General features: G+C 69.9%; 25 protein-coding genes and 1 pseudogene. 14 read left to right on the top strand and 12 right to left on the bottom strand.

Going from position 1 to position 24,744, the window contains the following annotated elements; genetic code table 11:
* Positions 1-8 precede the first annotated feature (8 nt).
* Positions 9-1,082: a GlxA family transcriptional regulator gene (locus OG588_RS21045; protein WP_405948644.1), complete on the bottom strand. Its 1,074-nt coding sequence runs from the start codon at positions 1,080-1,082 to the stop codon at positions 9-11.
* A 247-nt stretch (positions 1,083-1,329) separates the two neighbouring features.
* Here OG588_RS21045 and OG588_RS21040 point away from each other — a divergent pair, with 247 nt between their 5' ends.
* The gene (locus OG588_RS21040) at positions 1,330-2,589 is read left to right on the top strand and encodes an MFS transporter (protein ID WP_405953175.1); all 1,260 of its coding nucleotides are present in this window, start codon (positions 1,330-1,332) and stop codon (positions 2,587-2,589) included.
* A gap of 3 nt (positions 2,590-2,592) precedes the next feature.
* Here the strand turns inward: OG588_RS21040 and OG588_RS21035 are convergent, their stop codons facing one another.
* The 3 genes from OG588_RS21035 to OG588_RS21025 all read right to left on the bottom strand — a co-directional run bounded on the left by OG588_RS21035 (position 2,593) and on the right by OG588_RS21025 (position 4,161).
* Positions 2,593-2,886: an SCO0607 family lipoprotein gene (locus OG588_RS21035; protein WP_405948643.1), complete on the bottom strand. Its 294-nt coding sequence runs from the start codon at positions 2,884-2,886 to the stop codon at positions 2,593-2,595.
* Positions 2,887-2,996: 110 nt separating this feature from the next.
* Positions 2,997-3,554 carry a VOC family protein gene (locus tag OG588_RS21030; protein WP_405948642.1) on the bottom strand — a complete coding sequence of 186 codons (558 nt, stop codon included), beginning with the start codon at positions 3,552-3,554 and terminating at the stop codon, positions 2,997-2,999.
* 160 nt (positions 3,555-3,714) lie between these two features.
* Positions 3,715-4,161, bottom strand: coding sequence for an anthrone oxygenase family protein (locus OG588_RS21025; RefSeq protein WP_405948641.1), 447 nt, complete (start codon positions 4,159-4,161; stop codon positions 3,715-3,717).
* Positions 4,162-4,251: 90 nt separating this feature from the next.
* Here OG588_RS21025 and OG588_RS21020 point away from each other — a divergent pair, with 90 nt between their 5' ends.
* Positions 4,252-4,890 carry a TetR/AcrR family transcriptional regulator gene (locus OG588_RS21020; protein ID WP_405948640.1) on the top strand — a complete coding sequence of 213 codons (639 nt, stop codon included), beginning with the start codon at positions 4,252-4,254 and terminating at the stop codon, positions 4,888-4,890.
* A 33-nt stretch (positions 4,891-4,923) separates the two neighbouring features.
* Here the strand turns inward: OG588_RS21020 and OG588_RS21015 are convergent, their stop codons facing one another.
* Positions 4,924-5,532, bottom strand: coding sequence for a flavin reductase family protein (locus OG588_RS21015; RefSeq protein WP_405948639.1), 609 nt, complete (start codon positions 5,530-5,532; stop codon positions 4,924-4,926).
* A gap of 221 nt (positions 5,533-5,753) precedes the next feature.
* Here OG588_RS21015 and OG588_RS21010 point away from each other — a divergent pair, with 221 nt between their 5' ends.
* Entirely contained in the window at positions 5,754-6,347 is a 594-nt protein-coding gene (locus OG588_RS21010; RefSeq protein WP_405948638.1) for an HAD family acid phosphatase, read from the top strand.
* A 21-nt stretch (positions 6,348-6,368) separates the two neighbouring features.
* Here the strand turns inward: OG588_RS21010 and OG588_RS21005 are convergent, their stop codons facing one another.
* The 4 genes from OG588_RS21005 to OG588_RS20990 form a co-directional block, all read right to left on the bottom strand.
* A complete protein-coding gene (locus OG588_RS21005) occupies positions 6,369-7,184 on the bottom strand; it encodes an enoyl-CoA hydratase/isomerase family protein (RefSeq protein ID WP_405948637.1) in 816 nt (271 codons plus the stop codon).
* The gene (locus OG588_RS21000; protein WP_405948636.1) at positions 7,181-9,406 is read right to left on the bottom strand and encodes an acetate--CoA ligase family protein; all 2,226 of its coding nucleotides are present in this window, start codon (positions 9,404-9,406) and stop codon (positions 7,181-7,183) included. Before OG588_RS21000 ends, OG588_RS21005 begins: the two co-directional genes overlap by 4 nt.
* A gap of 106 nt (positions 9,407-9,512) precedes the next feature.
* Positions 9,513-10,706 (bottom strand): flavin-containing monooxygenase, encoded by a 1,194-nt coding sequence (locus tag OG588_RS20995; protein ID WP_405948635.1) that lies wholly within the window; start codon positions 10,704-10,706, stop codon positions 9,513-9,515.
* A 239-nt stretch (positions 10,707-10,945) separates the two neighbouring features.
* Positions 10,946-12,559 carry a subtype B tannase gene (locus OG588_RS20990; RefSeq protein WP_405948634.1) on the bottom strand — a complete coding sequence of 538 codons (1,614 nt, stop codon included), beginning with the start codon at positions 12,557-12,559 and terminating at the stop codon, positions 10,946-10,948.
* Between the two features lie 231 nt (positions 12,560-12,790).
* On the opposite strand from OG588_RS20990, the gene OG588_RS20985 reads away from it, so the two are divergent.
* Genes OG588_RS20985 through OG588_RS20965 form a run of 5 tightly spaced genes read left to right on the top strand, consistent with a single transcriptional unit; the run spans position 12,791 to position 15,886 of the window.
* Positions 12,791-13,240, top strand: a complete 450-nt coding sequence (locus OG588_RS20985) for a hypothetical protein (protein WP_019057364.1) — start codon at positions 12,791-12,793, stop codon at positions 13,238-13,240.
* A gap of 25 nt (positions 13,241-13,265) precedes the next feature.
* Positions 13,266-13,694, top strand: a complete 429-nt coding sequence (locus OG588_RS20980; protein WP_405948633.1) for a Zn-ribbon domain-containing OB-fold protein — start codon at positions 13,266-13,268, stop codon at positions 13,692-13,694.
* A 12-nt stretch (positions 13,695-13,706) separates the two neighbouring features.
* Positions 13,707-14,306 carry a GNAT family N-acetyltransferase gene (locus OG588_RS20975; protein ID WP_405948632.1) on the top strand — a complete coding sequence of 200 codons (600 nt, stop codon included), beginning with the start codon at positions 13,707-13,709 and terminating at the stop codon, positions 14,304-14,306.
* Positions 14,303-15,181 (top strand): GNAT family N-acetyltransferase, encoded by an 879-nt coding sequence (locus OG588_RS20970; RefSeq protein WP_405948631.1) that lies wholly within the window; start codon positions 14,303-14,305, stop codon positions 15,179-15,181. Before OG588_RS20975 ends, OG588_RS20970 begins: the two co-directional genes overlap by 4 nt.
* A gap of 9 nt (positions 15,182-15,190) precedes the next feature.
* Positions 15,191-15,886 (top strand): pyridoxal 5'-phosphate synthase, encoded by a 696-nt coding sequence (locus OG588_RS20965; protein ID WP_405948630.1) that lies wholly within the window; start codon positions 15,191-15,193, stop codon positions 15,884-15,886.
* Positions 15,887-16,960: 1,074 nt separating this feature from the next.
* Here the strand turns inward: OG588_RS20965 and OG588_RS20960 are convergent.
* Positions 16,961-17,386 carry a hypothetical protein gene (locus OG588_RS20960; protein WP_405948629.1) on the bottom strand — a complete coding sequence of 142 codons (426 nt, stop codon included), beginning with the start codon at positions 17,384-17,386 and terminating at the stop codon, positions 16,961-16,963.
* 63 nt (positions 17,387-17,449) lie between these two features.
* Here OG588_RS20960 and OG588_RS20955 point away from each other — a divergent pair.
* The 4 genes and pseudogenes from OG588_RS20955 to OG588_RS20940 all read left to right on the top strand — a co-directional run bounded on the left by OG588_RS20955 (position 17,450) and on the right by OG588_RS20940 (position 21,069).
* Positions 17,450-18,286, top strand: a pseudogene (locus OG588_RS20955) (helix-turn-helix transcriptional regulator).
* The gene (locus OG588_RS20950; RefSeq protein WP_366093443.1) at positions 18,283-18,462 is read left to right on the top strand and encodes a DUF397 domain-containing protein; all 180 of its coding nucleotides are present in this window, start codon (positions 18,283-18,285) and stop codon (positions 18,460-18,462) included. The pseudogene OG588_RS20955 and the gene OG588_RS20950 overlap by 4 nt, the downstream one beginning before the upstream one ends.
* On the top strand, positions 18,459-19,790 hold the full coding sequence (locus tag OG588_RS20945; RefSeq protein WP_405948628.1) for a hypothetical protein: 1,332 nt from the start codon (positions 18,459-18,461) through the stop codon (positions 19,788-19,790). The genes OG588_RS20950 and OG588_RS20945 overlap by 4 nt, the downstream gene beginning before the upstream one ends.
* Before the next feature lie 112 nt (positions 19,791-19,902).
* The gene (locus tag OG588_RS20940) at positions 19,903-21,069 is read left to right on the top strand and encodes an acyltransferase family protein (protein WP_405948627.1); all 1,167 of its coding nucleotides are present in this window, start codon (positions 19,903-19,905) and stop codon (positions 21,067-21,069) included.
* On the opposite strand, the gene OG588_RS20935 is transcribed toward OG588_RS20940, so the two are convergent.
* Positions 20,967-22,139 (bottom strand): thiolase C-terminal domain-containing protein, encoded by a 1,173-nt coding sequence (locus OG588_RS20935; protein WP_405948626.1) that lies wholly within the window; start codon positions 22,137-22,139, stop codon positions 20,967-20,969. The two genes, OG588_RS20940 and OG588_RS20935, sit on opposite strands and share 103 nt — an antisense overlap.
* Before the next feature lie 76 nt (positions 22,140-22,215).
* Here OG588_RS20935 and OG588_RS20930 point away from each other — a divergent pair, with 76 nt between their 5' ends.
* Both OG588_RS20930 and OG588_RS20925 read left to right on the top strand, forming a co-directional pair.
* On the top strand, positions 22,216-23,406 hold the full coding sequence (locus OG588_RS20930) for an acyl-CoA dehydrogenase family protein (RefSeq protein ID WP_405948625.1): 1,191 nt from the start codon (positions 22,216-22,218) through the stop codon (positions 23,404-23,406).
* Positions 23,403-23,867 carry a nitroreductase/quinone reductase family protein gene (locus tag OG588_RS20925; RefSeq protein ID WP_405948624.1) on the top strand — a complete coding sequence of 155 codons (465 nt, stop codon included), beginning with the start codon at positions 23,403-23,405 and terminating at the stop codon, positions 23,865-23,867. Before OG588_RS20930 ends, OG588_RS20925 begins: the two co-directional genes overlap by 4 nt.
* Positions 23,868-23,988: 121 nt before the next feature.
* On the opposite strand, the gene OG588_RS20920 is transcribed toward OG588_RS20925, so the two are convergent.
* Positions 23,989-24,624, bottom strand: a complete 636-nt coding sequence (locus tag OG588_RS20920) for a TetR family transcriptional regulator (protein ID WP_019057375.1) — start codon at positions 24,622-24,624, stop codon at positions 23,989-23,991.
* Between the last annotated feature and the right edge of the window lie 120 nt (positions 24,625-24,744).

Genomic DNA, 24,744 nt, shown 5'->3' with positions numbered 1-24,744 from the left:
GTGCTTGGTCAGTTCAGGGCGCCTAGTGCGCCGAGTGCGTCTACCGTGCCCGTTGCTCCCGTTGCTCCCGTTGCTCCCGTTGCTCCCGATGTTCCCGTGCGGAAGGTGCGGCGGTAGCTGGTCGGGGTGACGCCGAGGGTCGTTTGAAGATGCTGGCGCATTGACTGGGCTGTGCCGAAGCCGGAGTCCGTGGCGACCTGGTCCATGGAGAGGTCGGTGGATTCGAGGAGGTGGCGGGCTCGTTCGACGCGTTGCTGGGTGAGCCACTGGCCGGGGCTGATGCCGACCTCCTCGCGGAAGCGGCGGGTGAAGGTGCGGACGGACATCGCCTCCTGCTCGGCCATGTCCCGGAGTTGGAGGGGTTCGTGGAGGCGGGCCAGCGCCCAGGTGCGGGCGGCGGTCGTGGTCGCCACCTGGGGGTCGGGGACCGGGCGGTGGATGTACTGCGCCTGGCCGCCGTCGCGGTGGGGCGGTACGACCGTGCGGCGGGCGACGTCGTTGGCGACCGCCGTGCCGTGGTCGCGGCGGACCATGTGCAGGCACAGGTCGATGCCGGCGGCGACACCGGCGGAGGTGAGGACGTCGCCGTCGTCGATGAACAGGACGTCGGCGTCGACCTCGATCTGCGGGAACAGTTCCTGGAAGCGCTCGGCGTCCGCCCAGTGCGTGGTGGCGGGGCGGCCGTCGAGGAGGCCGGCGGCGGCGAGGACGTAGACGCCGGTGCAGATGGAGGCGAGGCGGGTGCCGGGGCGGATGTGGGCGAGGGCGGCGGTGAGTTCGGGGGTGAGGACGCCGTCCTCGAAGACCGGGCCGAGTTCGTACGACGCCGGGACGATCACGGTGTCGGCGGTGGCCAGGGCCTCCGGGCCGTTCGGGACGTGGATGGCGAAGTCGGCGTCGGTGTCGACCGGGCCGGGCGGGCGGACCGAGCAGGTGACGACCTCGTACAGCAGCCGCCCCTCGGCGTCCCTGGGGCGGCCGAAGATGCGGTGCGGGATGCCCAGCTCGAAGGGGAGGAGGCCGTCGAGGGCGAGGACGACGACGCGGTGCGGGCGGAAACCGTCGGTGGTGGCTGTGGCCATGGCTCGATTGTATGGCCCGATCCTAGCGAATGCTGTCCTTCGGGCCAGTGGCCCGTGAGGGGCGGGATGCCGGAAGGTCATTGACGTGACGCAGACAACCGATGCCGCGACCAGCCCCAGCACCGCCGGGGAGCCCGGCCCCGAGCGCAGTAGCCGCAGCGGTAGCGGCAGCGGTAGCGGCAGCGGCAGCGGCAGCGGCAGCGGTAGCGGCAGCGGTAGCCGTCGTACTCGCCCGCGGCGGAGCCGCATGATGTCACTGCACCGGGCCTGGTTCGTCGCCGGCGTCACCTTCGTGACGATCATCGGGGCGGCGGCCTTCCGTTCGCTGCCCGGGTTGTTGGTCGATCCGCTGCATCAGGAGTTCGGTTGGTCGCGCGGCACGATCGGGGCGGCGGCGTCGATCAACCTCGCGTTGTACGGGCTGACGGCCCCCTTCGCGGCGGCGCTGATGGACCGCTTCGGTATCCGGCGGGTGGTCGCGGTCGCGCTGACCGTGATCGCGCTCGGGTCCGGCCTGACGGTGTGGATGACGGCGCCGTGGCAACTGCTGCTGTGCTGGGGCCTGTTGGTGGGTCTTGGCAGTGGTTCGATGGCGCTCGCGTTCGCGGCGACGGTCACCAACCGCTGGTTCACCGCACGCAAGGGCCTGGTCACCGGCATCCTCACGGCGGCCTCGGCGTCAGGCCAACTCATCTTCCTGCCGCTGCTGTCCTGGATAGTCGAGGAGCACAGTTGGCGTCCGGCGGCGGTGACGGTGTCTCTCGCGGCGCTCGCCGTCGTCCCCTTCGTGTGGTTGCTGCTGCGGGACCACCCGGCCGACGTGGGCGCGAAGCCGTACGGCTCGACCGAGTTCGTACCGAAGCCGGAACCGGTGACGGGCGCGGCCCGCCGTACGGTCTCGGTGCTGCTCAAGGCGGTGCGCACGGGCCCGTTCTGGCTGCTGGCCGGGACCTTCGCGATCTGTGGCGCGTCCACGAACGGTCTGATCCAGACCCACTTCGTGCCCGCCGCCCACGACCACGGCATGCCCATCACGGCGGCGGCCTCGCTGCTCGCGGTGATCGGTGTCTTCGACGTGGTCGGCACGATCGCCTCCGGCTGGTTCACCGACCGCTTCGAACCCCGCCGGCTGCTCGCCGTGTACTACGCCCTGCGCGGCATCTCCCTCCTCTTCCTCCCCATGCTGCTGGCCCCCACGGTCCACCCGCCGATGCTCTTCTTCATCGTCTTCTACGGCCTCGACTGGGTCGCCACGGTCCCGCCGACCCTCGCCCTGTGCCGCGAGCAGTACGGCGAGGACAGCGCGATCGTCTTCGGCTGGGTCCTCGCCTCGCACCAGATCGGCGCGGCGCTGGTCGCCTTCCTGGGCGGGGTGGCACGGGACGCGTTCGGGTCGTACGACATGGTCTGGTACGTGGCGGGGGCGTTGTGCGCGGTGGCGGCGCTGATGGCGTTGGTGATCCGGCGGCGGCCGGTCGCGCGGATGGGTGCGGTCGCGGTGGCGTGACGGCTACGGCGCGGAGGTGATGTTCCCCTTCGCGTCCACGGTGTGGGTCTGCCAGTACGTGTCCCACTTGTCGTCGACGTGCTGCGGCACCTTCCCCTTCGGGTACCGCGCATAGCCGCTCGGCGGGGTGTCGCCGTTCTTCACGCAGGCGCCGCCCGCGGTGCTGCCCACGGCCAGGACCGGGTACTCGCCCCCGCCGCACATGGCGTCCGCCGTGGAGAACGAGCAGGCGGACAGCAGCCCGGCTGCGGATATCAGGACGGATGTGAGAACGGCGACTCGCGTGCGCTTGCTCATGGTTGAGGTCCCCCGGGCAGATGCTCGAATGCTCGAATCGGTCTGAGAGCAAGGCTGTCGGAGGTGGAGCGGACCTTCATGAGTACGTGGGCTCAGAATCGGCGTGCGGGTTACTCAGGAGCGCTCGGAGGAACCGTCGTCCGCACGGGCGCGCTGCCGCGTCCGCGCCCCCGGCCGCTGAGTTCGGCGTCGAAGGTCTCCTGGGCGAGGCGCATGGCCTCGGCGTACTCGGGTTGCCCGAGCCGCTGCCACATCTCGTCCTCGGGGACGTCCTCCACGTGGGCGACCACCCACCAGATGTTGCCGAAGGGGTCCTTGATCCGGCCGCCGCGCTGTCCGAAGGCGTGGTTCGCCAGGGGAGTGACGACCCGGCCGCCGGCGTCGAGGGCCCGGGCGAACGCCTGGTCCGCGTCGGGCACGAACACGCGGAGCAGGCTCGGCATGACGGGCCAGTCCGCGCTTCGGTCGAAGGCCAGCACGACCGTGTCCCCGACCCGGATCTCGCCGTGCCCGATCGCCCCGCCCTCGGTCACCACCCGCCCGAGCTCCTCCCCGCCGAACGCCGCGGCGACGAAGTCGAGAAAGGCTCCGGTGTCGTCGGTGACGACCCAGGGGGCGACGGTGGTGTAGCCCGTCGGCGCGGAGTTGATGTGCTGGAGCTGGGGCATGGGGGTTCCCTTCGTCGCTGCCGGTGTCGGGGCGACGGTAGGGGCGGGGTAGGTCAGTCTCTGGCCTACTGGCCCTGCTGACCTGCTGTCCTGCTGGCCGTTCCTCCGGCTACGCGACCTGTGCCGTGGATCCGCGGGCCAGGAGGTGTGGTGCGGTGGTTCACGCGAGGGCGGCGGCCAGCAGGGTGAAGGCGGTGACGATGACGGCGACGCGGACGTAGTGGAAGCGGTCCCAGCGGTTCATCTGCTCCTTCCAGTCCGCGGGCCGGTTCTCGGGGGTCCACGTCTTGCCCCGGTTGTTGATCGGGACGAGCAGCAGGATCGACATGATCACGCTCACGATCAGCAGCGCGGCGGCGGTGACGACGAGGCCGGTGCCGGGGTGGTGCCATGCGGCGACGGCCCAGACCGCGCTCAGCGCGAGCGAGCCGATGTACCAGAACGGCATCACGGCGCCGAGCATGCGGCCCCCGTGGGCGCGGCCGAGTTGGCCACTGTCCTCGGGGAGGGCGTTGAAGATCCGGTTCATGACGAAGGCGACGGAGAACTCCACCCCCACCATCAGGCCGACGACCACGGTGGTGAAGACCTCAAGTGCGTTGAGCATGATGCCCCTCCCAGGATCTAGCGTTGCTAGCTGGCGAGTCAACGCTAGACCTACTGCCGCTCGATTGTCTAGCGGTGCTAGGATCGAGTCATGTCGGTACAGGAACGCAAGGAGCGCGAACGGGCGGGCCGCGAGCGCCTCATCGTGGCGACGGCCCGCGAACTCGCCGAGCAGCAGGGCTGGGACGCGGTCACCACCCGCCGGCTCGCCGAGCGCATCGAGTACAGCCAGCCCGTCCTCTACAGCCACTTCCGCGGCAAGCGCGAGATCATCGGCGCGGTGGCTCTCGAAGGCGCCGCCGAGATGGCAACGGCGCTGCGGGCCGCGACCTCCGCTGCGACCTCTGCTACAGCCTCCGCCGCGACGTCCGCTGCGACCTCCGCCTCGACGCCCGCCGCGGACGGCTCTCGCGCCCGGGTCACCGCCCTGGCCCGCGCCTACCTCGACTTCGCCGCGCGCAACCCGGCGGTCTACGACGCGATGTTCCAGCTCGACGGCGGCCTGGCGTTCGCGCGCGAGGACACCCCGGAGCCGTTGAAGGACGCGTTCGCCGCCCTGCTGGAGAGCCTCGGCGAGGTCGCTGGGGAAGGTGTCCACCCGGGACTGTTCACCGAGGTGTTCTGGGCGGCCCTGCACGGGCTGGCCACCCTGACCCGGGCGGGGCGGCTGCCGCCGGAAGACGCTGAGCGGCGGGTGGAGTTGCTGGTGGACCGGCTCGCGGTGATCTGACACACCACCGTCCCGGCGGAGGTCCTGGAAGGGTCAGAGGAAGCGACCCCGGTGGAACAGCAGCGGCGCCCCATCCCCCTCGTCGGTCACGCCGAGTCCGTCCACCCGCCCCACCACGATCAGATGGTCGCCCCCGGTGTGCACCGCGTGGATCGTGCAGTCGACCCAGGCCGCGGCGCCGGTGAGGCGCGGGGACCCGGAGACGGGGGAGGTGTCGTACGGCACGTCCGCGAACTTGTCCCGGCCGCTCACCGCGAAGCCGCGGCACAACTCGCCCTGGTGCGCGGCGAGTACGTTGACGCAGAAGACGCCGGCGCGGGCGATGCGGGGCCAGGTCGTGGAGGTGCGGCCGACCATGAAGACGACGAGGGGCGGGTCGAGGGAGAGGGCGGAGAAGGACTGGCAGGCGAAGCCGGCCGGGCCGGGCCCGTCGTCCGCCGCGGGGGCGGTGATCACGGTCACGCCGGTCGCGAACGTGCCCAGCACGCGCCGGAACTCGCCCTGGTCGACCGGTGCCCGCTCGTCGTCCGTGACGCACCGAAGCTCCGGCCGCGGCAGCGCCTCGACAGGCTGCGCGGCCGGAGCGCTTCCGGCCGACCTGAGGTAACGGACGGCGGCCGCTGCTGCCCCTGCGTGTCCCATCACACCACCCATTGAAGCTGACGGGCCATCAGATAGGAAGGGGTGCGGGACGTGCGGGTTCTGACGGCCGATTCACAGACTCCCGGTCAGAACATGGCAGTTACGACGCCGCACGGACCACTCCGGGTCACTCCCCGCACACCCACCGGCAGCAATGTTGCGCAACGACCGCCCCCGGTACCCCGCCGGTGGGCTGCCGTGATCTGAGGAGCACCCACCCGATGAACCGTCTCACCGCACGCGGCGGCGCCCTGGCCGCCGTGGTCGGCCTCGCCCTCGCGCTCGCCGCCGCCCTGCCCGCGCAGGCCGCCGACTCGACCGTGACCGAGTCCCAGTGGCTGACCGACGTCGCCGCCGTCACCGGCCCCGCGCAGACCTACATCGACTCCCGCGCCGCCGCCAACACCTCCGGCGCCAAGCAGGCGATCGTGCTCGACATCGACAACACCTCGCTGGAGACCTACTTCGAGGGCGGCATCACGGTCCCCGCCACCCCGCCGGTCCTCGCCCTCGCCCAGGACGCGCACGCCAAGGGCATCAGCGTGTTCTTCGTCAGCGCCCGCAGCAACCTCTTCAACGCGGTCACCAAGTCCAACCTGAAGAAGGTCGGTTACACGGTCGACGGCCTCTACGCCCGCACGGTCGCAGAGCTGCTGACCAAGTCCATCGCCGACTTCAAGACCTCACAGCGCGAGGCGATCGAGGCGAACGGCTACGACATCATCGCCAACATCGGCAACAACACGACCGACCTCTCGGGCGGCTACGCCGACACCACGTACAAACTCCCGGACTACGACGGCCTGTTGGACTGACGGCGACTCGGGCGCCCCGGGTCACCGCCCCCGGTACTCGGGGCTCCTTCGCTCCACGAAAGCGGCCACGCCCTCCCGCGCGTCCTCCGTCGTCATGTTGATCTCCTGCGCCGCGGCCTCCGCCGCGAACGCGGTCGCCCGGTCGCTGTCCAAGGACGCGTTGACGAGCTGCTTGGTGAGGGCGAGGGCGCGGGTCGGGCCGCTGGCAAGGCGTTCCGCCCATTCCCGGGCCGTCTTCTCCAACTCCCCGTCCGGTACGACCCTGTTGACCAGGCCCAGTCGTTCCGCGTCCACCGCGCTCACCGCGTCGCCGAAGAACATCAGCTCCTTCGCGCGCTGCGGGCCGAGCAGGCGGGGCAGCAGATACGCGCCGCCGCCGTCCGGTACCAGACCGCGCCGTACGAACACCTCGATGAACCTCGCCGACTCCGCGGCCAGTACGAGATCGCAGGCCAGGGCCAGGTGGGCGCCGAGGCCGGCCGCCGTGCCGTTGACTGCCGCGATCACCGGTTTCTCGCAGTCCAGGACGGCGGCGATCAGGCGTTGTGCGCCCATGCGGATCACGCGGGCCACGTCTCCGGCCACCCGTTCGTCACCGGCTGAAGTTCCACCGCCCCGCAGGTCCGCGCCCGCGCAGAAGCCGCGGCCGGTGCCGGTCAGGACCACGGCCCGTACCGATGGGTCCGCCGATGCCTCTCCCAACAGGGTTATCAGGCGGTCCCGTTGGGCCTGGGTGATCGCGTTCAGTGCCTCGGGGCGGTTGAGGGTGAGGTACGCGACGCCGCCCGCGATCGTGTGCGTGACCTCAACCGTCGCATCAGTCGTCGGATCACTCATCGGCACACCGCCAACGCGTCCAACGCCACCGCGCCCTGCCCCCTGGGCAGCACCATCAGCGGGTTGATGTCCAACTCCGAGAGCACATCGCCCAGTTCGAGGGCCATGCGCTGTACCCGCAGGATCACCTCCACCAGCGCGTCCAGGTCGGCCGGGGGGCGTCCCCGTACCCCGTCCAGCAACGGCCGCCCGCGCAACTCGCCGAGCATGTCCCGCGCCGCCTCCTCGCCGAACGGCGGCACCCGTACCGCCGCGTCCCGCAGGACCTCCACCAGCACCCCGCCCAGCCCCACCGTCACCGTCGGGCCGAACAGCTCGTCCTGCGTGACGCCCACCACCATCTCGACGCCCCGTTCGACCATCTGGCACACCAGCACACCGTCCAGGGTCACGTCCTCGTAGCGCGCGATGTCCGTCAACTCGCGGTACGCGTCCCGGACTTGGCTCGCCGAGGTCAGGCCCACCTTCACCAGGCCGAGTTCCGTCTTGTGCGCGATCTGCGCGCCGGACGCCTTCATCACCACCGGGTAGCCCACCAGCCCCGCCGCCCGTACGGCCGCTGCCGCGCTGGTCACCAACTGCTCGCGGGGGACCCGGATGCCGTAGGCCCGCAGGAGTTGTTTCGCCGCGTGCTCGCTCAGCTGCTGGCCCGGGCGCATCAGGGCCTCGGCCTTGCGGAAGGAGGGGGAGACGGTGCGGGGGGCCTCGTCGAAGGGGGAGTGGTAGGCGCGGACGAAGCGGTGGTGGGAGAAGTAGGCGTGGAGGGCTGTGATGCAGTTCCCCACCGTGCGGAACGTCGCCACCCTCGACGAGCCCAACAGCCGCTCGCGGTACGCCGGTTCCGTTCCCACCGGTGAGCCCCACACCACGCACACCAGCTTGTCGGTCTCCTCCGCCGCGGCCACCAGGTCCTCCACCAGCTTGTCGCTCAGTGGCGGGAACGGGCCCGTGATCGGGCAGACCAGTACCCCTACCTCCGGGTCGTCGAGGATCGCGTCGATGATCTTCCGGCCGCGCCAATCGCCCACCGGGTGACCGCCGTTGTCGACCGGGTTCGCCACGCTCAGGTACGGCGGTATCCACTCGTGGAGTTGGGACTGTTTCGCGTCCGACAGCTGCGGGAGCCGCAGCCCCGCCTCGCTCGCCAGGTCGGCGAAGTGGGCGCCCGTGCCGCCGGAGATCGAGTACACGACCACGCCCTCGGCCACCGGAGGCTTCGCGCGCGCCAACAGGGCCGCCGTGTCCTGGAGTTCGTCCAGGCCGTCGACGCGGATCACGCCGTACTGGCGCATCGCCGCGTCCACCACCGTGTCCGCGCCGGTGAGTTTGCCGGTGTGGGAGGCGGCTGTACGGGCGCCGGTCTCCGTGCGGCCGACCTTCACCGCGACCACCGGGACCTTGCGGCGGGCGGCGCGGTCGGCGGCGAGGAGGAAGGAGCGGCCGTCCTTGAGGCCCTCGACGTAGCAGGCGATGGCGCCTACTTCGGGGCGTTCGGCGAAGTAGGAGATGAAGTCGGCTGTCTCCAGGTCGGCTTCGTTGCCGGTGGGGGCCCAGTGGGAGAGGCGGATGCCGAGTTCCTGGAGGGCGAAGACCGGGCGGCCCTGGTGGCCGGACTGGGTGATGAGGGCGATCGCGGGGCCTTCCAGGTCCTCACGGAAGTTCTCGAAGGCGTTGAGGTTGGTGTTCGGGCCGAGGAGGCGGAGGCCGGATCGGCCTACGGCGGCGGCGAGTTGGGCCTGTGCCAGGGCGCCCGCCTCGCCCGTCTCCGCGAAGCCGGACGCGAAGGCGACCGCGAACCTCACCTTCGCCTCGGCGAGTTGCTCGATCACGGGGAGCGGGTCGGCCACCAACACCACGGCCAGGTCGACCTGTTCGGGGAGGTCGGCGATGGAGGGGAAGCAGGGGACGTCGAAGACCGTCGCGCGGGTGGGGTGCACCGGGTGGAGGCGGGCCCCCACCCGCTCCGCCCAGGCCATGAGTTGGCGGGTGATGCCGGTGTTCGGGCGGCCCTCCGCGTCCGAGGCGCCGATCACGGCGACCGACTCGGGGCGGAAGAAACGGTCCAGGTCGGGTACGCCCGCGTACAACGGCCGCCCGCTGACGTCGAGATCGTCGACGTCGGCGGGCCTGCCGTGGACGGCGGGGCCGGGTTGCTCACCGCAGGCGATGACCCGGGCCCGGCGGGAGTCGGTGGTGAGGGTGCCGTGGGTTGATCCAAGCATCGGTCCGCCCCGCTCCTGTGTGACGGCATAATCAACTGACGCACTGTCAGATTACTGAACTGACACAGCGTCAGGAACTGTCGTGCACGCAAAGAACGGACGGACCCTAGCTCACGGCACTTTTGCGGACGGACTTGGCGAGCGCCTTCGCGATCTTCTCCGCGTCGATGGCCAGCTCGCGGAGCATCCCGCTGATGGGGTTGGTGAACCCGGTGAAGTACAGGCCGGGCGCGTCCTTCGGGGTGCGGGCCCCGTTCACGACCGGCTTGCCGCGGGCGTCCAACACGCCCAGGTGGCCGACGAGTTGCTCCAGGGAGCGGACGTAGCCCGTGGCCGCGATCACCACGTCCGGCCCGATGCGGTCGCCGCCGGCGAGGACCACCTTGCCGTCCTCGAAGCTCTCCACTGCCGGCACGATCTCGACCCGTCCCTTGCGCACGGCGTCGATGAGACCGACGTCCTGGACCGGGATCGAGCCCTCCTTGACCCGGCTGTACAGCCCGGTGTCGGGGCGCGGCAGCCCCTGCGCCGCCAGGTCCGGCACGCTGACCTTGGACACCGGCCCCGCGAGCCGGTCGACGAGGCCGACCGGCAGCCGTCGTACGAGAACGCCGGTGTACTGGGCCGCCCAGCCCGCGGTCGAGCGCCGCAGGATGTGCGGGGCCGTGCGGACGGAGAGGCGGACGCGCGATGCTCCGCCCTCCACCAGGTCGACGGCGATCTCCGCGCCCGTGTTGCCGATGCCGACGACCAGGACGTCCCGGCCGGCGTAGGGCTGGGCGTTGCGGTAGTCGGCGGCGTGCAGGAGGTCGCCGGTGTAGGTGTCGCGGCCGGGCCAGTCGGGGATGCGGGGGGTGTGGTTGGTGCCGGTGGCGATGACGACCGCGCGGCCGGTGAGTTCACGGCCGCCGGTGGCGTGCAGCAGCCAGCCGGTGCCGTCCGCCGAGCGTTCGACGCGGGAGACCTCGACGCCGGTGACGATCTCCAGCTCGTGGACCTCGGCGTACTTCTCCAGATAGCGCACCACGTCGTCCCGCGAGACCCAGCGCCCGAACCGGCGCGGCATCGTGAGCCCGGGCAGCCCCGACAGGCGCCGGGTGGTGTGCAGGTGCAGGCGGTCGTAGTGCCTGCGCCAGGACGCTCCGACCCGGTCCGACTTCTCCAGTACGACGGCACGGATGCCCTGCGCGCGCAGCGCGTACGCGGCGGCGAGACCGCCGGGGCCGCCGCCGATGACGTACACGGGGCGGTCTGCGTGGTTGTGCGCCGCGGGGTTCGGGGTCGCTGTGGAGTCGGCCATGAGCGCGAGCGTAATCACGTCCCACGTTGATGGGTCTCGGTCAAGCCCGGAATTGGTTGCGGATCGATCACGGGTGTGGAGGAGTGGGTGAGGTGGGTGGCGTAGGTCCTCTGGTGTGTGAGGGCTCTGGGAAAAGCCACGACGCCGAGCCCGCGTCGTGCGCGAAGGGGCTCGGCGTCGTGAGGCGGCGACCGGAATGTATGACGGGAAACCGGTGCCGCGGCTGAGGGGAGGGTGGCTTACCGGCGCTTGGCCTTGTGGCCCGTCACCTGGGCGATCCACGTGATGAAGTCGCCCGGGTCGGTGTTGGCGCCGTGGCCCTCGTCCCAGTAGTAGATGTGGTTGACGTCGTCGCCCAGGTTGTCGAGGCGGGCGGCGAGGTTGGCGGCGACCGTCAGCGAGGTGTCCGAGTCCTTGGTGCCGAGGCGGATCCACCAGTGCTTGGAACGGTTCGGGTTGACCTTCTCGACCAGGTGGTACATCGGGTTCATCAGGTCGAGCTTGGCGGGGATGTCGCTCGGAACCCGCTTGCTGCTCAGGCCCGTTGAGTCGTTCTTCGCGCCGTACGCCGTGAAGTGGCGGGCCAGCGTCTTGCCCGTGCCGAACTCGTTGTTCTCACCGGCCGACAGGTCGAAGGCGTCGAAGGCGGGGGCGTCCTTCTTGCGGGCGCCGACGTGGGTGAGGAAGTCGGCCCAGGTGAAGGTGGCCTTGCCGCCGGACCAGGTGATGAAGGTGTTGGCCTTCAGGTAGGTCGCGCGGGCGGAGTCCGAGAGGGCGGCGAGGTACGTGGTCGCCGACGGCTCCAGGTACTGCTCGACCATGTACTCGTCGAGGTTGCGGGCGTTCAGCGGACCGAAGCCGCCGAGGCCGCGCAGCTTCAGGCCGGCCTGGTACTCGGCGAACTGCGCCTGCAACGCCTTGGAGACCGTCTGGTCGACCGCCTTGCCGGTGCTGAGGTCGTTGCCGCCCCAGTTCCACTCGTAGGCGCCGTCGGCGTGCTCCAGGTCGGTGATCGGGCACCAGGCGCCGGTCGCGAAGATCGCGTCGGAGGCGTCGGCCGCGCCCAGCTCCTTGAGGTACTTGTCGTAGATCGGGCTGTCACCGGACGCGCCCAGCAGGGACGACAGCGCGCCGCCCGCACTGGTCCCCGCGGAGACGATCCGCTCGACGTTGCCGGGGATGCGCCCCTTGTTGGACTTCACGTACCGGACCGCGGCCTTGAGGTCGACGATCGCGGTCGGGGCGGTGCCGTAGTACTCGCCGCTGGAGTTCTTGAGGGTACGACCGCGGGCGCCGGGCTCGATGACGACGTAGCCGGCGGCCAGCGCGAGGAGCTGGTTGCTGGAGGTGGCGCCGCCGGTGGCGTTGGTGTTGCCGTTGGCGCCGGGGGCGGCGGCGCTCGCGGAGGCCGAGGCCGAGGCGGCGGAGCTGGGGGCACCGGACGGGGCCGCGCCGCCGCCCATCGCCGAACCGCCGCCGCCGACCTCGGTGGCGGTCGCCACGGAGGCGGGGAGGTAGCCGCCGATGGAGTTGGCGAGCAGGATCGGGGCGTTGCTCGCGTCGACCGCCTTGCCGTCGATCTCCACCGGGGAGCTGACGATCAGGGACTGGTAGGTGGCGTCGACCGGGTTGGCGACGTAGGTGATCGCCTTCCAGAAGTGGTAGACGACCGTGTGCTTCGTACCCGCGGTGTCCGTGACGGTCTTCGTCAGCTTCGTGTAGGCGTCCGGGTCGAAGACCAGGGTGTCCGAGGAAGACGAGGACGATGGCGACGACGATTTCGAGCTGCTCGCGTTCGCGCTGAGCGCGATGCCGCCGACCGCCGCGACACCGGCGGTCGCGCCGATGCCCATGACTACCGTCCTGCGCTTCACTGCCCTGTGCTTCACCGTGCTGCCTCTCGTTTTCCGGACCGCGTCTTCCTGACCGCTCCCTGACCTTGCGTTTGTGAACGTAATCGGCGTCGAACAAAATCGTCAACAATCTGCCGGGATTCATGGCGGACCCACAGCGGCACGGCCGGTACACAGGATTTTCATGGCCCCCTCTCGGCTTTCTTCAGCTTCTGACGTACCGTCAGATTCATGGATGCGATCTGGCTCAGCGGAGCGGACTGGCTCGCCGTCCTCCGCATAGGACTCGGGCTGTGGTGGCTGGAGAGCTGGCGGCACAAGGACAAGAAGGCCTGGTTCGAGCGCGGCACGGGTATCGCCTGGGCGGCCGATGTCGCCGCCAAACACCGCTGGACCGCGGTCCGTTCGGGCTTCGACGTGATGGTCGCGCCGCGCCCGCGCACGATGGCGTACGTCGTCGTCTACGCCGAGTTGGCGGTCGGCCTGGGCCTGGTCGCGGGGTTCCTCACCCCGGCAGCCCTCGTCGGGGGCCTGCTCCTCAACGTCCTCTACTTCACGCTCATGATCCACGACTGGGCGGAGCAGGGGCAGAACGCGATGATGGCGCTCATCTCGCTGGTGGCCCTGTTCGCGATGTCCTGGCAGGTGTGGTCGGTGGACGCGGCACTGGGGTGGTTCTGATGAGCGACGCGCTGGAGCGATCCTGATGGCCGACGGTGCCCCGCGGTACGACCTCCCCGAGCCCGACGCGTTCACCCGCCCCTACTGGGAGGCCGCGGCACAGGGCCGCCTGCTCCTCCGCCGCTGCGCGGACTGCGGCCGGGCCCACCACTACCCCCGCGAGTTCTGCCCCCACTGCTGGAGCGAGCACGTCACCTGGGAACCCGCGAGCGGCCACGCCACGCTCTACACCTGGTCCGTCGTCCACCGCAACGACCTGCCGCCCTTCGGGGAGCGGGTGCCGTACGTAGCGGCGGTGGTCGATCTGGCGGAGGGCCCGCGCATGATGACGGAGATCGTGCGGGCCGGGCCTGCCGAACTGCGCGCGGGGATGGCGGTCGAGGTGGCGTTCCGGGACGGGGTGCCGGTGTTCGGGCCGAGGGAAAATGACGTATCCGGTGCGCGTAACGCTTGATTCAATGGCGCGATGGCCCACATACGCGAGCGGTCGCTCCAGCACCCCTTCCCCGAGCTGAACGGTCACGGACTCCGGCTGCGCCCCTGGGACGCGGACGCCGACAGCGATGTGACGGACTGGCTGCATGGAGTGTCCGACCCCGAGTTCCAACGCTGGAACACTCCACTGCGGCCGGTCACGGACGTCACCAGCGCCCGCGACTCGCTGCGCTCCCGCGCCGAGAGTGCGGCGGACGGGGTCAGCGCGTCGTTCTGCGTCACGGACGCGGCCGACGGTACGACGCTCGGGCACATCGGCGTCAACGACATCGACCACGTCATCCGCGTCGCCCGCGTCGGCTACTGGATCCTCCCCGAGGCCCGCGGCCGCGGCGTCGCGACCCGCGCCCTCGTCCTCGCCGCCCACTGGGCCCTGACCGACCTGGGCCTGCACCGCCTCGAACTGGGCCACGCCCTCGGCCACGACGCGTCCTGCCGTATCGCCGAACGCTGCGGCTTCCCGGCCGAGGGGACGCTGCGTGGGGCGATGTTCGAGGCGGGCCGCCAGGACGCGTTCCGTGACGTACACCTGCACGGACGCGTGGCGACGGACCCGGAGGTGCAGCTGTGACGGCCGCCGACTGGCACATCACCGAGGACCTGGACCAATTCCTCACCCGGGCAGGGGAGTTCCTGCGCTCCCGCCCCGCCCTGCACACGATCCACCTGACGGTGACGACGGCGCTGCGCGGCCGAGGGCTGCGTGTGTACGGCGAGGGCGACCCGGTGTTCGGCACACTGGAACGAGACGGCGAAGTACGGGCCACCTTCTTCCGCACCCCTCCCGGCCGCCTGATGCTGACACCGCTCACGGCCGAGGAGGCCACGGAGCTGGTGGCCCAATTGGCTTTGCGCGGCGACGAGTTGCCGGGAGTCATGGCCGAACGGGACACGGCATCGACGTTCGCGGAGGCATGGGCAGGACGAACGGGCGCCACCCCCGAACTCCATGGACGCCAACGCCTGTACCGCCTGGGCGAGTTGACGACCCCGGAACCCTCTCCGCCGGGCAGCCCGAGAGTCGCGACAGCAAAGGACCGCGAACAACTCATGCGCTGGTACGCCGAGTTCCACGAGGCGATCGGCGAGAGCGCCACCTCGCAGGACCCCGGCGAGTGGGCCGACTCCCGGATCGCGTACGGCGGGATCACGCTCTGGGAAGTCCCGGACGGTACGCCGGTGTCCATGGCCGGGATCACACCGAAGGTGGCCGGCCAGGTCAGGGTGGCCCCCGTCTACACCCCGGCGGACCTCAGGGGCCGGGGCTACGCGGGCGCGGTGACGGCGGAGGTCAGCAGCATGGCGAGGGCGGTGGGCGCGGAGGAGGTACTCCTGTTCACGGACCTGGCCAACCCCACGACCAACGCCCTGTACCAGCGCATCGGCTACCGCCCGGTGGAGGACTTCGCGGGCTACGACTTCCGGTCCGACCCGACGCCGAGGTGATACTCGACCATGGGAACGGCACCGGGAACGGATCTCCACGAGCTACTGAAGTCACTACGGGTATGGGCCCCAGAGCTGACCAAGCTCCCACCCTTGAACCCGACCGCAACACCGGACACCCCCCTCCCTCTCTTCACCACCTGGTTCGCGGAGGCGGTGGCGGCGGGGGAGACCGAACCACACGTGATGTCACTGGCGACGCGGGACGGCGACCCGGCGACAGAGGGCGGCGGCCTCCCCGACGTACGGATGGTGATGCTGCACGGCGCGGACGAGGAGGGCTGGTCCTTCGCGACCCACTCCACGAGCCGCAAAGGCCACCAGCTGAAGGGCTTCGCCTACGCCGCCCTCGCCTTCTACTGGCCCCGCCTCGGCCGACAGGTCCGCCTACGAGGCCCCGTCACCCCGGCGACCCCGACCGAATCCCAGGCGGACCTGCACGCGCACTCGACGGGAGCGTTGGCGGCAGCGCTGACGGGTCACCAGAGCGAAGTCCTGTCGTCCCTGGCCGAGTTGACGCAGGCATCGGAAGAGGCGTGGGAACTGGCCCAACGGGAACCGAAGACCCCCGCCCCGTCCTGGACCCTGTACCGCGTGTTCCCCGACGAGGTCGAGTTCTTCCAGGGCGATGCGCTACGACGACACGTGCGCCTGAGCTATGTCCGGGGGGAGCGGGGCTGGTCGAGGGAGTTGCTCTGGCCCTGAGTTGTGTACTGACCGTTGGGCCACTCGCTTCTTTGTGAGTGTCGGGCTTCCGCGGCCCGAGTAAAGGGCGCTCCCTGCGGTCGCGTCGGCTACGCCGATTTCGCTCCGCTCCACCCTTGACTCGGCCCGCTCCAGCCCGTTTGAGAAGCGAGCGAGCAGCCCGGAAGAACGGGTGGCCAGGCACACATCCCCTTGCCTGTACTGCGTTGTCGGCCGGGGTGAGGGAGGCGCGTTCGCGTCTCGCCTGCACGCCGGGTGGGCTTAGCGGCTGGCGGCCGGTGGGGACTTGAGCCATAGGCAACGGCCCACGGGCGACGGGATGGGCGATGGGCTACGGGTAGTGAGCACTGCTGGGGGGAGTCTGCAGTCGTGGGCCGTGGAGTGCGGGCCGTGGGCTGTGGGTAGATCGGGGCGGGGCTGGGTCGCGGGCGTGGAGGAAGACCCTGGCCCTGGGCCCCAGCCCTGGCCTTGGACCCAGAACCCCGGGCCCCGGCTCCTGACCGACTGCCGACCGTGCCGACTGTCGGCTGCCGACCGGACCTTCCCGGGGTGCGGGGTACCTGGTCCGCAGAAGTGTGACAGTCCTGGCGAAAGTGTCACACTTCTCCGACCCACCCACCCCCCTGGCACCCCACCCGCCGTGCTGCCGACCCCGCCCTCTGGAGGCTGTGCCCTCCACCCGGGGTCGGCCGCTGAGCCGACGCGGCGTGCTGGCGAGACGGGAGCGCGCCCCCTCGCACCACCGGCCCGGACCTGCGCATGGGGGTCGCGTTCCCACCGCTCGTGCTCTCTCGCTTCTCCCCCCCCACCGGCAGGTAGCCGCTAAGCCGGCCCGGCGTGCTGGCGAGGCGCGAGCGCGTCCCCTCACCCCGGCCCGCAACGCAGTACAGGTAAGGGTGTTCATGCCTGGCCACCCGTTCCTCCGGGCTGCTCGCTCGCTTCTCAAACGGGCTGGAGCGGACCGAGTCAAGGGTGGAGCGAAGCGGAATCGGCGCAGCCGACGCGACCGCAGGGAGCGCCCTTTACTCGGGCCGCGGAAGCCCGACACTGGCTGGGAAGCGAGTGGCCCAACGTTCACTGATGACCGCCCTCGTCATCAACACCCTCCGTCAGCTGAGCCATCAACACCCCATGCAGCAACTCCGAGTCCACGAACTCCCCCACCTCCGGCGCCCCGCACCGCCAACTCAACGGATACGTGTTGCCCTCCGGCGCCGGTACCCCGATGTACTCGTCCCGTGTCGACCGCGAGAACCTCCGTACGCCGGGCGGCCAGTCGTCCTCCGTGCTGTCTCCGGGGGCGAGGAGGAAGTACGTCCACCGGTTCCCGTTCACTTCGCGTACGACGGGGCCGGGGTGACCGTCGGTGAGGGTGGAGAGGTGGTGCAGTGCCGCTTCCCCACGGATGCCGCCGACCCGGATCGCGTCGAAGTGGACTCCGGCCAGGCGTAGTTGAAGCCCAGACTGTGGGACCCAATTCGGGGTGAGTTTCTGCGTCATGGGTGCGAGCGTTGCCGGGATTGCTTAGCGTGACTAGGCGAACACGATGCACATTGCCGTTTTGTGGGGAGGAAGGTGATCGTTGTGGGGGCTGAGGGTGAGGTGTCCCTGGTGCGGAAGTTCGTGGGGGACTTGCTGCGGATTCACCGGCTGAGGTTGGGGCTCACACAGAGGGAGGCCGCTGAACGCGTCATGGTTTCCGAGTCGTTGTTCGGGGCCTATGAACGCGGTGAGCGCATCCCGACAACAGGGTTCCTGGAGGACGCGGACAGGGGCTTGGACGGGCGCGGTGCGTTTCTCGCCTGCATCGAGATGATGGAGGAGGAGAAATACCCGCCGAAGTACCTGAACTGGGTCCGGCTTCAGCGGCTCGCCCGAATCATCAGCGGATACGAGACGTTGGTGATTCCGGGCCTTCTCCAGACGGAGGCCTACACGCGGGCCCTGTACGTGTCACGCGTACCCGCATACACGGAAGCGGAGATCGAACGGCACGTCAGCGCGCGGTTGGAACGGTAGGCGGTGCTGACCCGCAATCCGCCGCCCCGCGTGAGCTTCCTGATGGGGGAGTCGGCGCTGGAGCGGGAGTTCGGCGGCCCGGCGGTGCTCAAGGAGCAACTGTTGCAACTGGCCGACCTGATGCAGAGGTTGAACCACCTGACGGTGCAGGTCATGCCGACGAAACGGCACATGCACGCGGGTCTGCAAGGGCCCATGCAACTGATGAGCACCGAAGAGGGCCGTAATCTCGTCTTCGTCGAGTCGCAGGCAGGCAGTACGTTGATCTCCAAGCCGGAGCAGGTCAACGGGCTGTTCGACCTCTTCGGCATGCTGCGGGCCCAGGCGCTCACGCCATGGGAATCCGCAGAACTCATCGAGAGGAAAGCGGGGCAACTGTGAACACGACCGAACTGGCCTGGTTCAAGTCGAGCTACAGCACGAACGAGGGCGGCGCCTGCCTCGAAATAGCCCCCACCCCCGAAACCATCCACATCCGCGACTCGAAGCACCTCACCGGCCCCACCCTCGGAGTAACCCCCACCACCTGGACCGAGTTCCTCCGCGCCGTCCGTTGAAGCGCGCAGCCGGCGTCGGAGCAACCGCCACCCTCCTGCTCACGGCCCTCACCTCCTGCGGCACCACCGACAAGGCGCCCTCGATCACCGCGCCCGAGGTCTTCTACCTGCGCCCCGTCGGCGACAAGTCCGGCCCCCATGACAAGGACCCGTTCCACTTCTCCGCCGACGACGGCAAGGCGCACACCGGTGTCAGGGGGTCCGCCGATCACACCCTCACCGTGGACGTGCTGCCCGGCGCGAAGAGCGCGGTCGTACTGCGCAAGGGCGGCACCTGCACGGGCAGCCCCACACATATGACGTGTGAGGTGCGCTCCGATTACGACAGCCGGTCGGACGGCGGTGTCTCCCTGGTCGCGGCGAAGGGCAGCAAGCCGGGGGACACCGGTGTGGTCCGGTACACGTACGCGAACCGGAGCGGCAAGAAGGTCACCGCGCGGACGAAGGCTGTCGTAGGCGAACCGGTGGTCGAGGTGTTGACAGCGAAGTCACTCGGCGGAGTTCGTCCGGGGGCCGAGCTGAGCCGGCCGATCGTCATCCGGAACACCGGCGAGGTGCCGGTCAGGGGACTGGTGCTCGAAGTCGGCCTGGAACAACTGGAGTTCGAGGAGCAGTACGCCAACTGCCGTTATCCGAGCTTCTACAAGGGCCACATCGCGGTCTGCGAGTTCCCGGATCTCCGCATCGCGCCCGGGCAGACCGTGACCGTCCGGCCCGTGCTCCGGCTCCGTGCACCCAAGACGAAGATGTACGCCTCCTTCAACAGCAAGGCCCGGGCGCTGGACATGGGGTCGGAAAACGGGGGTGTCATGGCCGGTGGGGAGCACGGTGACGGTCCGGTTCTCCGTCCTGAAGCCACCGCCGCCGAGAAGGGCACCTACGCCCAGGGCGGCGGCTGGACGAACGTCGTGCTCGACACCCACGCCGACTACTCGGTCTCCGACGTGAACCTGTACGGCGCCCCCGGCACCAAGCGGACCTTCAAGCTCACCGTCCGCAACGACGGCCCCGCCGACGCCGGCGCCGCGGAGCAGTTGGTGTTCAGCCCGCCGCTCGGCATGGAGATGGTGAAGCAGCCCATGCAGGAGTACGACGAAGACTCCTACGAGCCCTACTGCAAGAACGGCGCCTTCACCTACACCTGTGACGTCAAGGCCCTGGAGCCCGGCAAGACCCAGACCTTCACGTTCACGATGCGCCTCGGCGAACCGGGCGAAGGCACCCTGACCCTCCAGGACAAGAAATCCGCCCAGGACTGGTACGTCGGCGACCGCGACCCGGACCCGGGCAACGACAAAGCCGTCATCACGGTCCACCCCGACCATTGAACTGCGCGGCCGGACGCCGCGTACCACTCGCCGAGGGTGGCGTCGAAGGAAGGGCCGAGCGATTTCAGTTTCAGTGGATGTGAGAGCGAGCGAAGCACCCGTACGTCGGCAGGTGCGGGGACTGGATGGTCTCCGCGGGCTGGCGGCGCTGTATGTGGTGCTGTTCCACTGCTGGCTGTACGCCTTCCCGGGGTATCCCGACAGTTCGGCGCCCCGGGTGCTGGACTTGCTGATGTTCGGGCGTATCGCCGTCGTCTTCTTCCTGGTGCTGTCCGGCTTCTCGCTCGCGATCTCCCCGGCCCGGCACGGCTGGCGGTCGGGCGGTGTCGCCCAGTTCCTGCGCCGACGCGCCTGGCGCATCCTGCCACCGTACTGGGCGGCGTTGGCCATGAGCCTCGTCATCTCGCTGTTCGTGGTCCCGGCTTCGCACTACGGGGCGCCTGACGGGTCATCACTTATCGTCTACGGCCTTGTCCTTCAGGATGTGCTCTTCGCCCCGACCCCGAACGGCGCGTTCTGGTCGATCGGGGTGGAGGCCGAGTTGTATCTCCTCTTCCCCCTCATCCTTCTTGTCCGGCGGCGGTTCAGCGCGGCCGCCGTGGTCGCGTGCGTGACGCTCCCGGTGATCGTCAGCGGACTGATGGCCCCCGGCGCGAACCCGGTCGAGGGTGACAACTGGCTCGCCCCGCATCTCGCCCCCGTGTTCGTCGCGGGAGTGGTGGGTGCGGGAATCGTCGTCGCGTCGGAGCGGGTTCGCCGTCTGCCGTGGGGGTGGTTCGCCGTCCTGGCCGCCCTGCCTGTGCTGGCTCTCGGTTTCATCCAGGGTTCCGTCTGGACGGTGCGCCACTACTTCTGGATCGACCTCGCCATCGCTCCCGCCATGACGATGCTCATCGCGGCGGTCGCCACCGGCCAACCCGCATTCCTCGTACGGCTGTTGACCGCGCGCCCCCTTCAGCGCCTCGGTGATTTCTCCTACAGCCTCTACCTGATCCACCTGCCGATCGTCCTGGTCGTCATCCGCCGAGTGGCCCCGCATTTCGTCGCGCCCGGGCTGCACACCTTCTGCTTCACGCTTCTCCTGGGCCTGCCCGTGTCGGTGCTGACGGCATGGCTCTTCTCCCAGATCTTCGAACTGCCCTTCAAGCGGAACCGGTCCTGGAAGTCCCTGATGGCTCAATCCCGCCCCAGCACCACCGTCCCCGAAGAGCAGAACCAGCCGCCCGTCCCGGAGGCGACTCCGAGTCGCGGCAAGTCGCCGTCCGCGCCCGTCACTTGACGGGCCCCGGCCTCTCCCCGCAACTGCCGCACCGCCTCCACCAGCAGGAACAGCCCCCGCATCCCGGGGTGTTGGGCCGACAGCCCGCCCCCGTCCGTGTTCACCGGCAACTCCCCGCCGGCCACCCGCAACCGCCCCTTCTCCACAAAGGCGCCCCCCTCACCCTTCGCACAGAAACCCAGATCCTCCAGCGTCACCAACGTCATGTAGGTGAACGCGTCGTAGATCTCCGCGAAGTCGATCTCCTCGGGCCCGACTCCCGCCCGCTCGAAGGCCAGCCGCCCGCTCACCGCCGCCGGTGACACCGTGAAGTCCGGCCACTCGGACATCGCCGCGTGCGAGACGTGCTCCCCGGTCCCGAGCACCCACACCGGTGCCGTACGGCAGTCCCGTACGTACTCCTCGGCCGCCAGCAGGATCGCCGCCCCGCCGTCGGACCGTATGCAGCAGTGCAGCTTGGTGAACGGGTCGGCGATCATCGGGCCGGAGAGCACGTCGTCGACGGTGATCGGGTCGCGGAACATCGCCTCGGGGTTCAGGGCCGCGTTCGCCCGGGCCTGTACCGCCACCTCCGCCAACTGCTCGATCGTCGTGCCGAATTCGAGCATGTGGCGGCGCGCGGCCATCGCGTACTTCGCGATCAGCGTATGGCCGTAGGGGACTTCGAACTGGAGCGGGCCCCGCGCGCCGAAGGAGAGGTTGCCGGTGCGGCGGCCCGCCTTGATGTCGGCTCGGGCCGTCGAGCCGTAGACGAGCAGGACGGCGTTCGCGTGGCCCGCCGCTATCGCGTCCGTCGCGTGGGCCGCCATCACCTCCCACGTCGAGCCGCCCACCGCCGTCGAATCGACCCAAGTGGGGCGCAGGCCAAGGTATTCGGCCACCTCCACCGGCGGCAGCGTGCCCAGGCCCGCCGACGCGAAGCCGTCCACCACCTCCCGGCCCAGACCCGCGTCCGCCAGCGCGCGGCGGGCCGCCTGGGCGTGCAGGGCGTAGGGGGTCGTGTCGTCCACGCGCCCGCAGTCGGACAGCGCGACGCCCACTACGGCGACCTTGCGGCTCCCCGGTGTCATGAGGCGCCTCCTCCCTCTGTGCATATCGTGCCCGGACTCCTAATATGACGGACCGTCAGATCTGGAGGGAAGTGCCATGGACGCCAGCTTCACCGCCGAGCAGGACGAGATCCGCCGTACCCTCCGCGAACTGCTCCAAAAGCGGTGCGGATCGAACGAGTTGCGCGCCGCCGTCGACACCCCCGCCGGACACGACCCGGCCCTCTGGACCGCCCTCGCCCAGCAACTCGGCCTCCCCGGACTCGCCCTCCCCGAGGCCTACGGCGGTGTCGGCTGCTCGCCCACCGAACTCGCCCTCGCGGCAGAGGAGACGGGCCGTTTCCTGGCCCCCTCTCCTCTTCTCGCCACCGCCGTGCTCGCCGCGCCCCTCGTCCTCGCCCTCGGCACCGAGACCCAGCGCGCCCGGCTGCTTCCCCGCATCGCCGCCGGCTCCCTGACCGCCGCCCTCGCCGTACCCGGTACCGCCCTCACCACCGCCCTCACCCTCACCGGCCCCAACGGCGGGGAATGGGCGGGGGGCGGGCGCGCGGGCGGGGTGCAGGCCCGGCAAGTCGGCGACTCCGGTTGGCGGTTGTACGGGCAGGTCGCTCAGGTGCTCGACGGGCACAGTGCGGAGTTGCTGCTCGTCGCCGCCCATGCGGGGGGCTTTGCCCGGTCGCGGACTCTGCTGTTCCTTGTGGCGGGGGACGCGGATGGGCTCGTACGCGTACGGCAGACCTCCCTCGACGCGACCCGTCCGCAGGCTCGGCTCGAACTGCGGGACGTAGACGCTGAATTGCTCGGCGCCGACGACAGTCCGCACGTCCTACGGGAACTGTCCGCCACCGGCGACACCGTCGCCGCCGTACTCGCCGCCGAAGCCGTCGGGGCCGCCGACCGGGCCTTGGAACGGACCGTCCAATACGTCAAGCAGCGGGAGCAGTTCGGGCGGGCGATCGGGTCGTTCCAGGCGGTGAAGCACCGGTTGGCCGATGTGTATGTGCAGGTGCAGGCGGCCAAGTCGGCTGCCTACTACGCCGCTTGGGCGATCGGCAACGGGGAGCGGGTCGGTGGGCTCGCGCTTGCTCAGGCGCTGGAGGCGCTGCGGACCGCTGCCGGTGAGGGGATTCAGCTGCACGGCGGGATCGGGTTCACCTGGGAGCACGACGCCCATCTCTACTTCAAGCGTGCCGCCGGGGACGAGTTGTTGTTCGGGCCGGTGCATCGGCTGCGGGCGTACGCCGCCGAGGGCGCGCACCTCTTCGAGAGTCGCGAGGTGACGGTGTGATCGGTGTGCGTGCGGTGCAGAAGGTGTCGTCGACCCGGGCGTTCGCGCGGATCGCCCCGCATGTCATTCCCGCCATGGACCGGGCCGTGCACCGGCTCACGCGCGGGAAGGTGCTGCTCAGCGCCCAGATGCTGCCGGGGGTGATCCTGACCTCGACCGGGGCGAGGAGTGGGCAGCCGCGGCACAGTCCGCTCGCCTGTATGCCGGTGGAGGGCGGGTGGATTCTCGTCGGGTCCAACTTCGGGCGTACCGGCAACCCCGCCTGGACGCACAACCTCCTCGCCCATCCCGATGCCGAGATCAGCTGGAAGGGTGAGCAAATCCCGGTCACGGCGCGGCTGTTGGAGGGTGAGGAGCGGGCCGAGGTGTGGAAGGCGGCGCTCGTCTTCTGGCCGCCGTACGCCACGTACCAGAAACGGGTGGACCGGGAGATCCGGTTGTTCCGGGTCGTGCGGCGCTGAACGCGTCGTGGATGCAGGGCAGGCGGTGGTCCACCTAAGTGAACCACCGCCCACGAGACAGGACTTGGGACCTGAGAAGTCAGAGCCTGAGAAGCCAGGGCCTGGGAAGCGGGGACCGCTCCTACTTCGTCGGCTTCTTGCCGGTCACGCCCAGGTGGACCAACAGCGCCAGGTTCGGCTTGAGTTCAGCCTGCTTGACGCCCCACGTCTGGAAACCCTTCTGGTGCGAGGCGACGGCCGCGAGCATCGCGACCAGTGAACCGGCGACCGCCGCCGGGTTCACGTCCTTGTCGACCCTGCCCTTGGCCTGCAACTCGGCGACCGCGTCCGAGAGGGAGTTGTTCACGGAGTTCAGGATCTTCATCCGGAGCTTGTAGAACCGTTTGTCCCCCTCGGCGGCGCCGAGATCGACGACCCTGAGGATCGCGTCGTTCCTGCGCCAGAACTCCAGGAAACCGTCCACGAGTTCCTGGGAGGTCTGCCAACCCGCCTTGCCGACCCATGACCGGCCGGCCAGCAGATCGGTCAACTGACCGCCCTCCGTGGCCATTTGCTCGGCAATTTCCAGGACGGCGCCTTCGACGTCCGGGAAGTACTGGTAGAAGGTCGCGGGTGAAGTCCCCGCCTTCCGGGCGACATCGATGACTTTGACGTCCCGGTAAGGGGAAGAGCTGAGCATCTCGCTTAGGCAGTCGAGCAGCTTCTGCCGGGTCGCCTGCCCACGCCGGCCGGCCACGCGGCCGTCGACGGTACGCACTTGTCCTGTCATGCCGTCAGCTTACCGAGGGGTGATCGGAGCGCGATTCGGCCGACTGCAAATGGGGTGCACGGGGGTCCGGAGGGTGGTGTGCCTGGTCTGCGGGGTGCGTGCGACGCC

It is taken from the genome of Streptomyces prunicolor, assembly GCF_045162825.1.
Taxonomy (GTDB): Bacteria; Actinomycetota; Actinomycetes; order Streptomycetales; family Streptomycetaceae; genus Streptomyces; species Streptomyces prunicolor.
Note: the sequence above shows the minus strand (reverse complement) of the source record. Positions and strands in the feature narration are given on the sequence as shown.

Coding starts and splice junctions, on each gene's coding strand:
- OG588_RS20930 (WP_405948625.1), top strand. CDS start 22,216: ATGGACGCCAGCTTCACCGCCGAGCAGGACGAGATCCGCCGTACCCTC.
- OG588_RS21000 (WP_405948636.1), bottom strand. CDS start 9,406: ATGCTTGGATCAACCCACGGCACCCTCACCACCGACTCCCGCCGGGCC.
- OG588_RS20980 (WP_405948633.1), top strand. CDS start 13,266: ATGGCCGACGGTGCCCCGCGGTACGACCTCCCCGAGCCCGACGCGTTC.
- OG588_RS20935 (WP_405948626.1), bottom strand. CDS start 22,139: ATGACACCGGGGAGCCGCAAGGTCGCCGTAGTGGGCGTCGCGCTGTCC.
- OG588_RS21025 (WP_405948641.1), bottom strand. CDS start 4,161: ATGCTCAACGCACTTGAGGTCTTCACCACCGTGGTCGTCGGCCTGATG.
- OG588_RS20990 (WP_405948634.1), bottom strand. CDS start 12,559: ATGGGCATCGGCGCGACCGCCGGTGTCGCGGCGGTCGGCGGCATCGCG.
- OG588_RS21040 (WP_405953175.1), top strand. CDS start 1,330: ATGATGTCACTGCACCGGGCCTGGTTCGTCGCCGGCGTCACCTTCGTG.
- OG588_RS21045 (WP_405948644.1), bottom strand. CDS start 1,082: ATGGCCACAGCCACCACCGACGGTTTCCGCCCGCACCGCGTCGTCGTC.
- OG588_RS20995 (WP_405948635.1), bottom strand. CDS start 10,706: ATGGCCGACTCCACAGCGACCCCGAACCCCGCGGCGCACAACCACGCA.
- OG588_RS20960 (WP_405948629.1), bottom strand. CDS start 17,386: ATGACGCAGAAACTCACCCCGAATTGGGTCCCACAGTCTGGGCTTCAA.
- OG588_RS21020 (WP_405948640.1), top strand. CDS start 4,252: ATGTCGGTACAGGAACGCAAGGAGCGCGAACGGGCGGGCCGCGAGCGC.
- OG588_RS21035 (WP_405948643.1), bottom strand. CDS start 2,886: ATGAGCAAGCGCACGCGAGTCGCCGTTCTCACATCCGTCCTGATATCC.
- OG588_RS20985 (WP_019057364.1), top strand. CDS start 12,791: ATGGATGCGATCTGGCTCAGCGGAGCGGACTGGCTCGCCGTCCTCCGC.
- OG588_RS21010 (WP_405948638.1), top strand. CDS start 5,754: ATGAACCGTCTCACCGCACGCGGCGGCGCCCTGGCCGCCGTGGTCGGC.
- OG588_RS21005 (WP_405948637.1), bottom strand. CDS start 7,184: ATGAGTGATCCGACGACTGATGCGACGGTTGAGGTCACGCACACGATC.
- OG588_RS20975 (WP_405948632.1), top strand. CDS start 13,707: ATGGCCCACATACGCGAGCGGTCGCTCCAGCACCCCTTCCCCGAGCTG.
- OG588_RS21015 (WP_405948639.1), bottom strand. CDS start 5,532: ATGGGACACGCAGGGGCAGCAGCGGCCGCCGTCCGTTACCTCAGGTCG.
- OG588_RS21030 (WP_405948642.1), bottom strand. CDS start 3,554: ATGCCCCAGCTCCAGCACATCAACTCCGCGCCGACGGGCTACACCACC.
- OG588_RS20965 (WP_405948630.1), top strand. CDS start 15,191: ATGGGAACGGCACCGGGAACGGATCTCCACGAGCTACTGAAGTCACTA.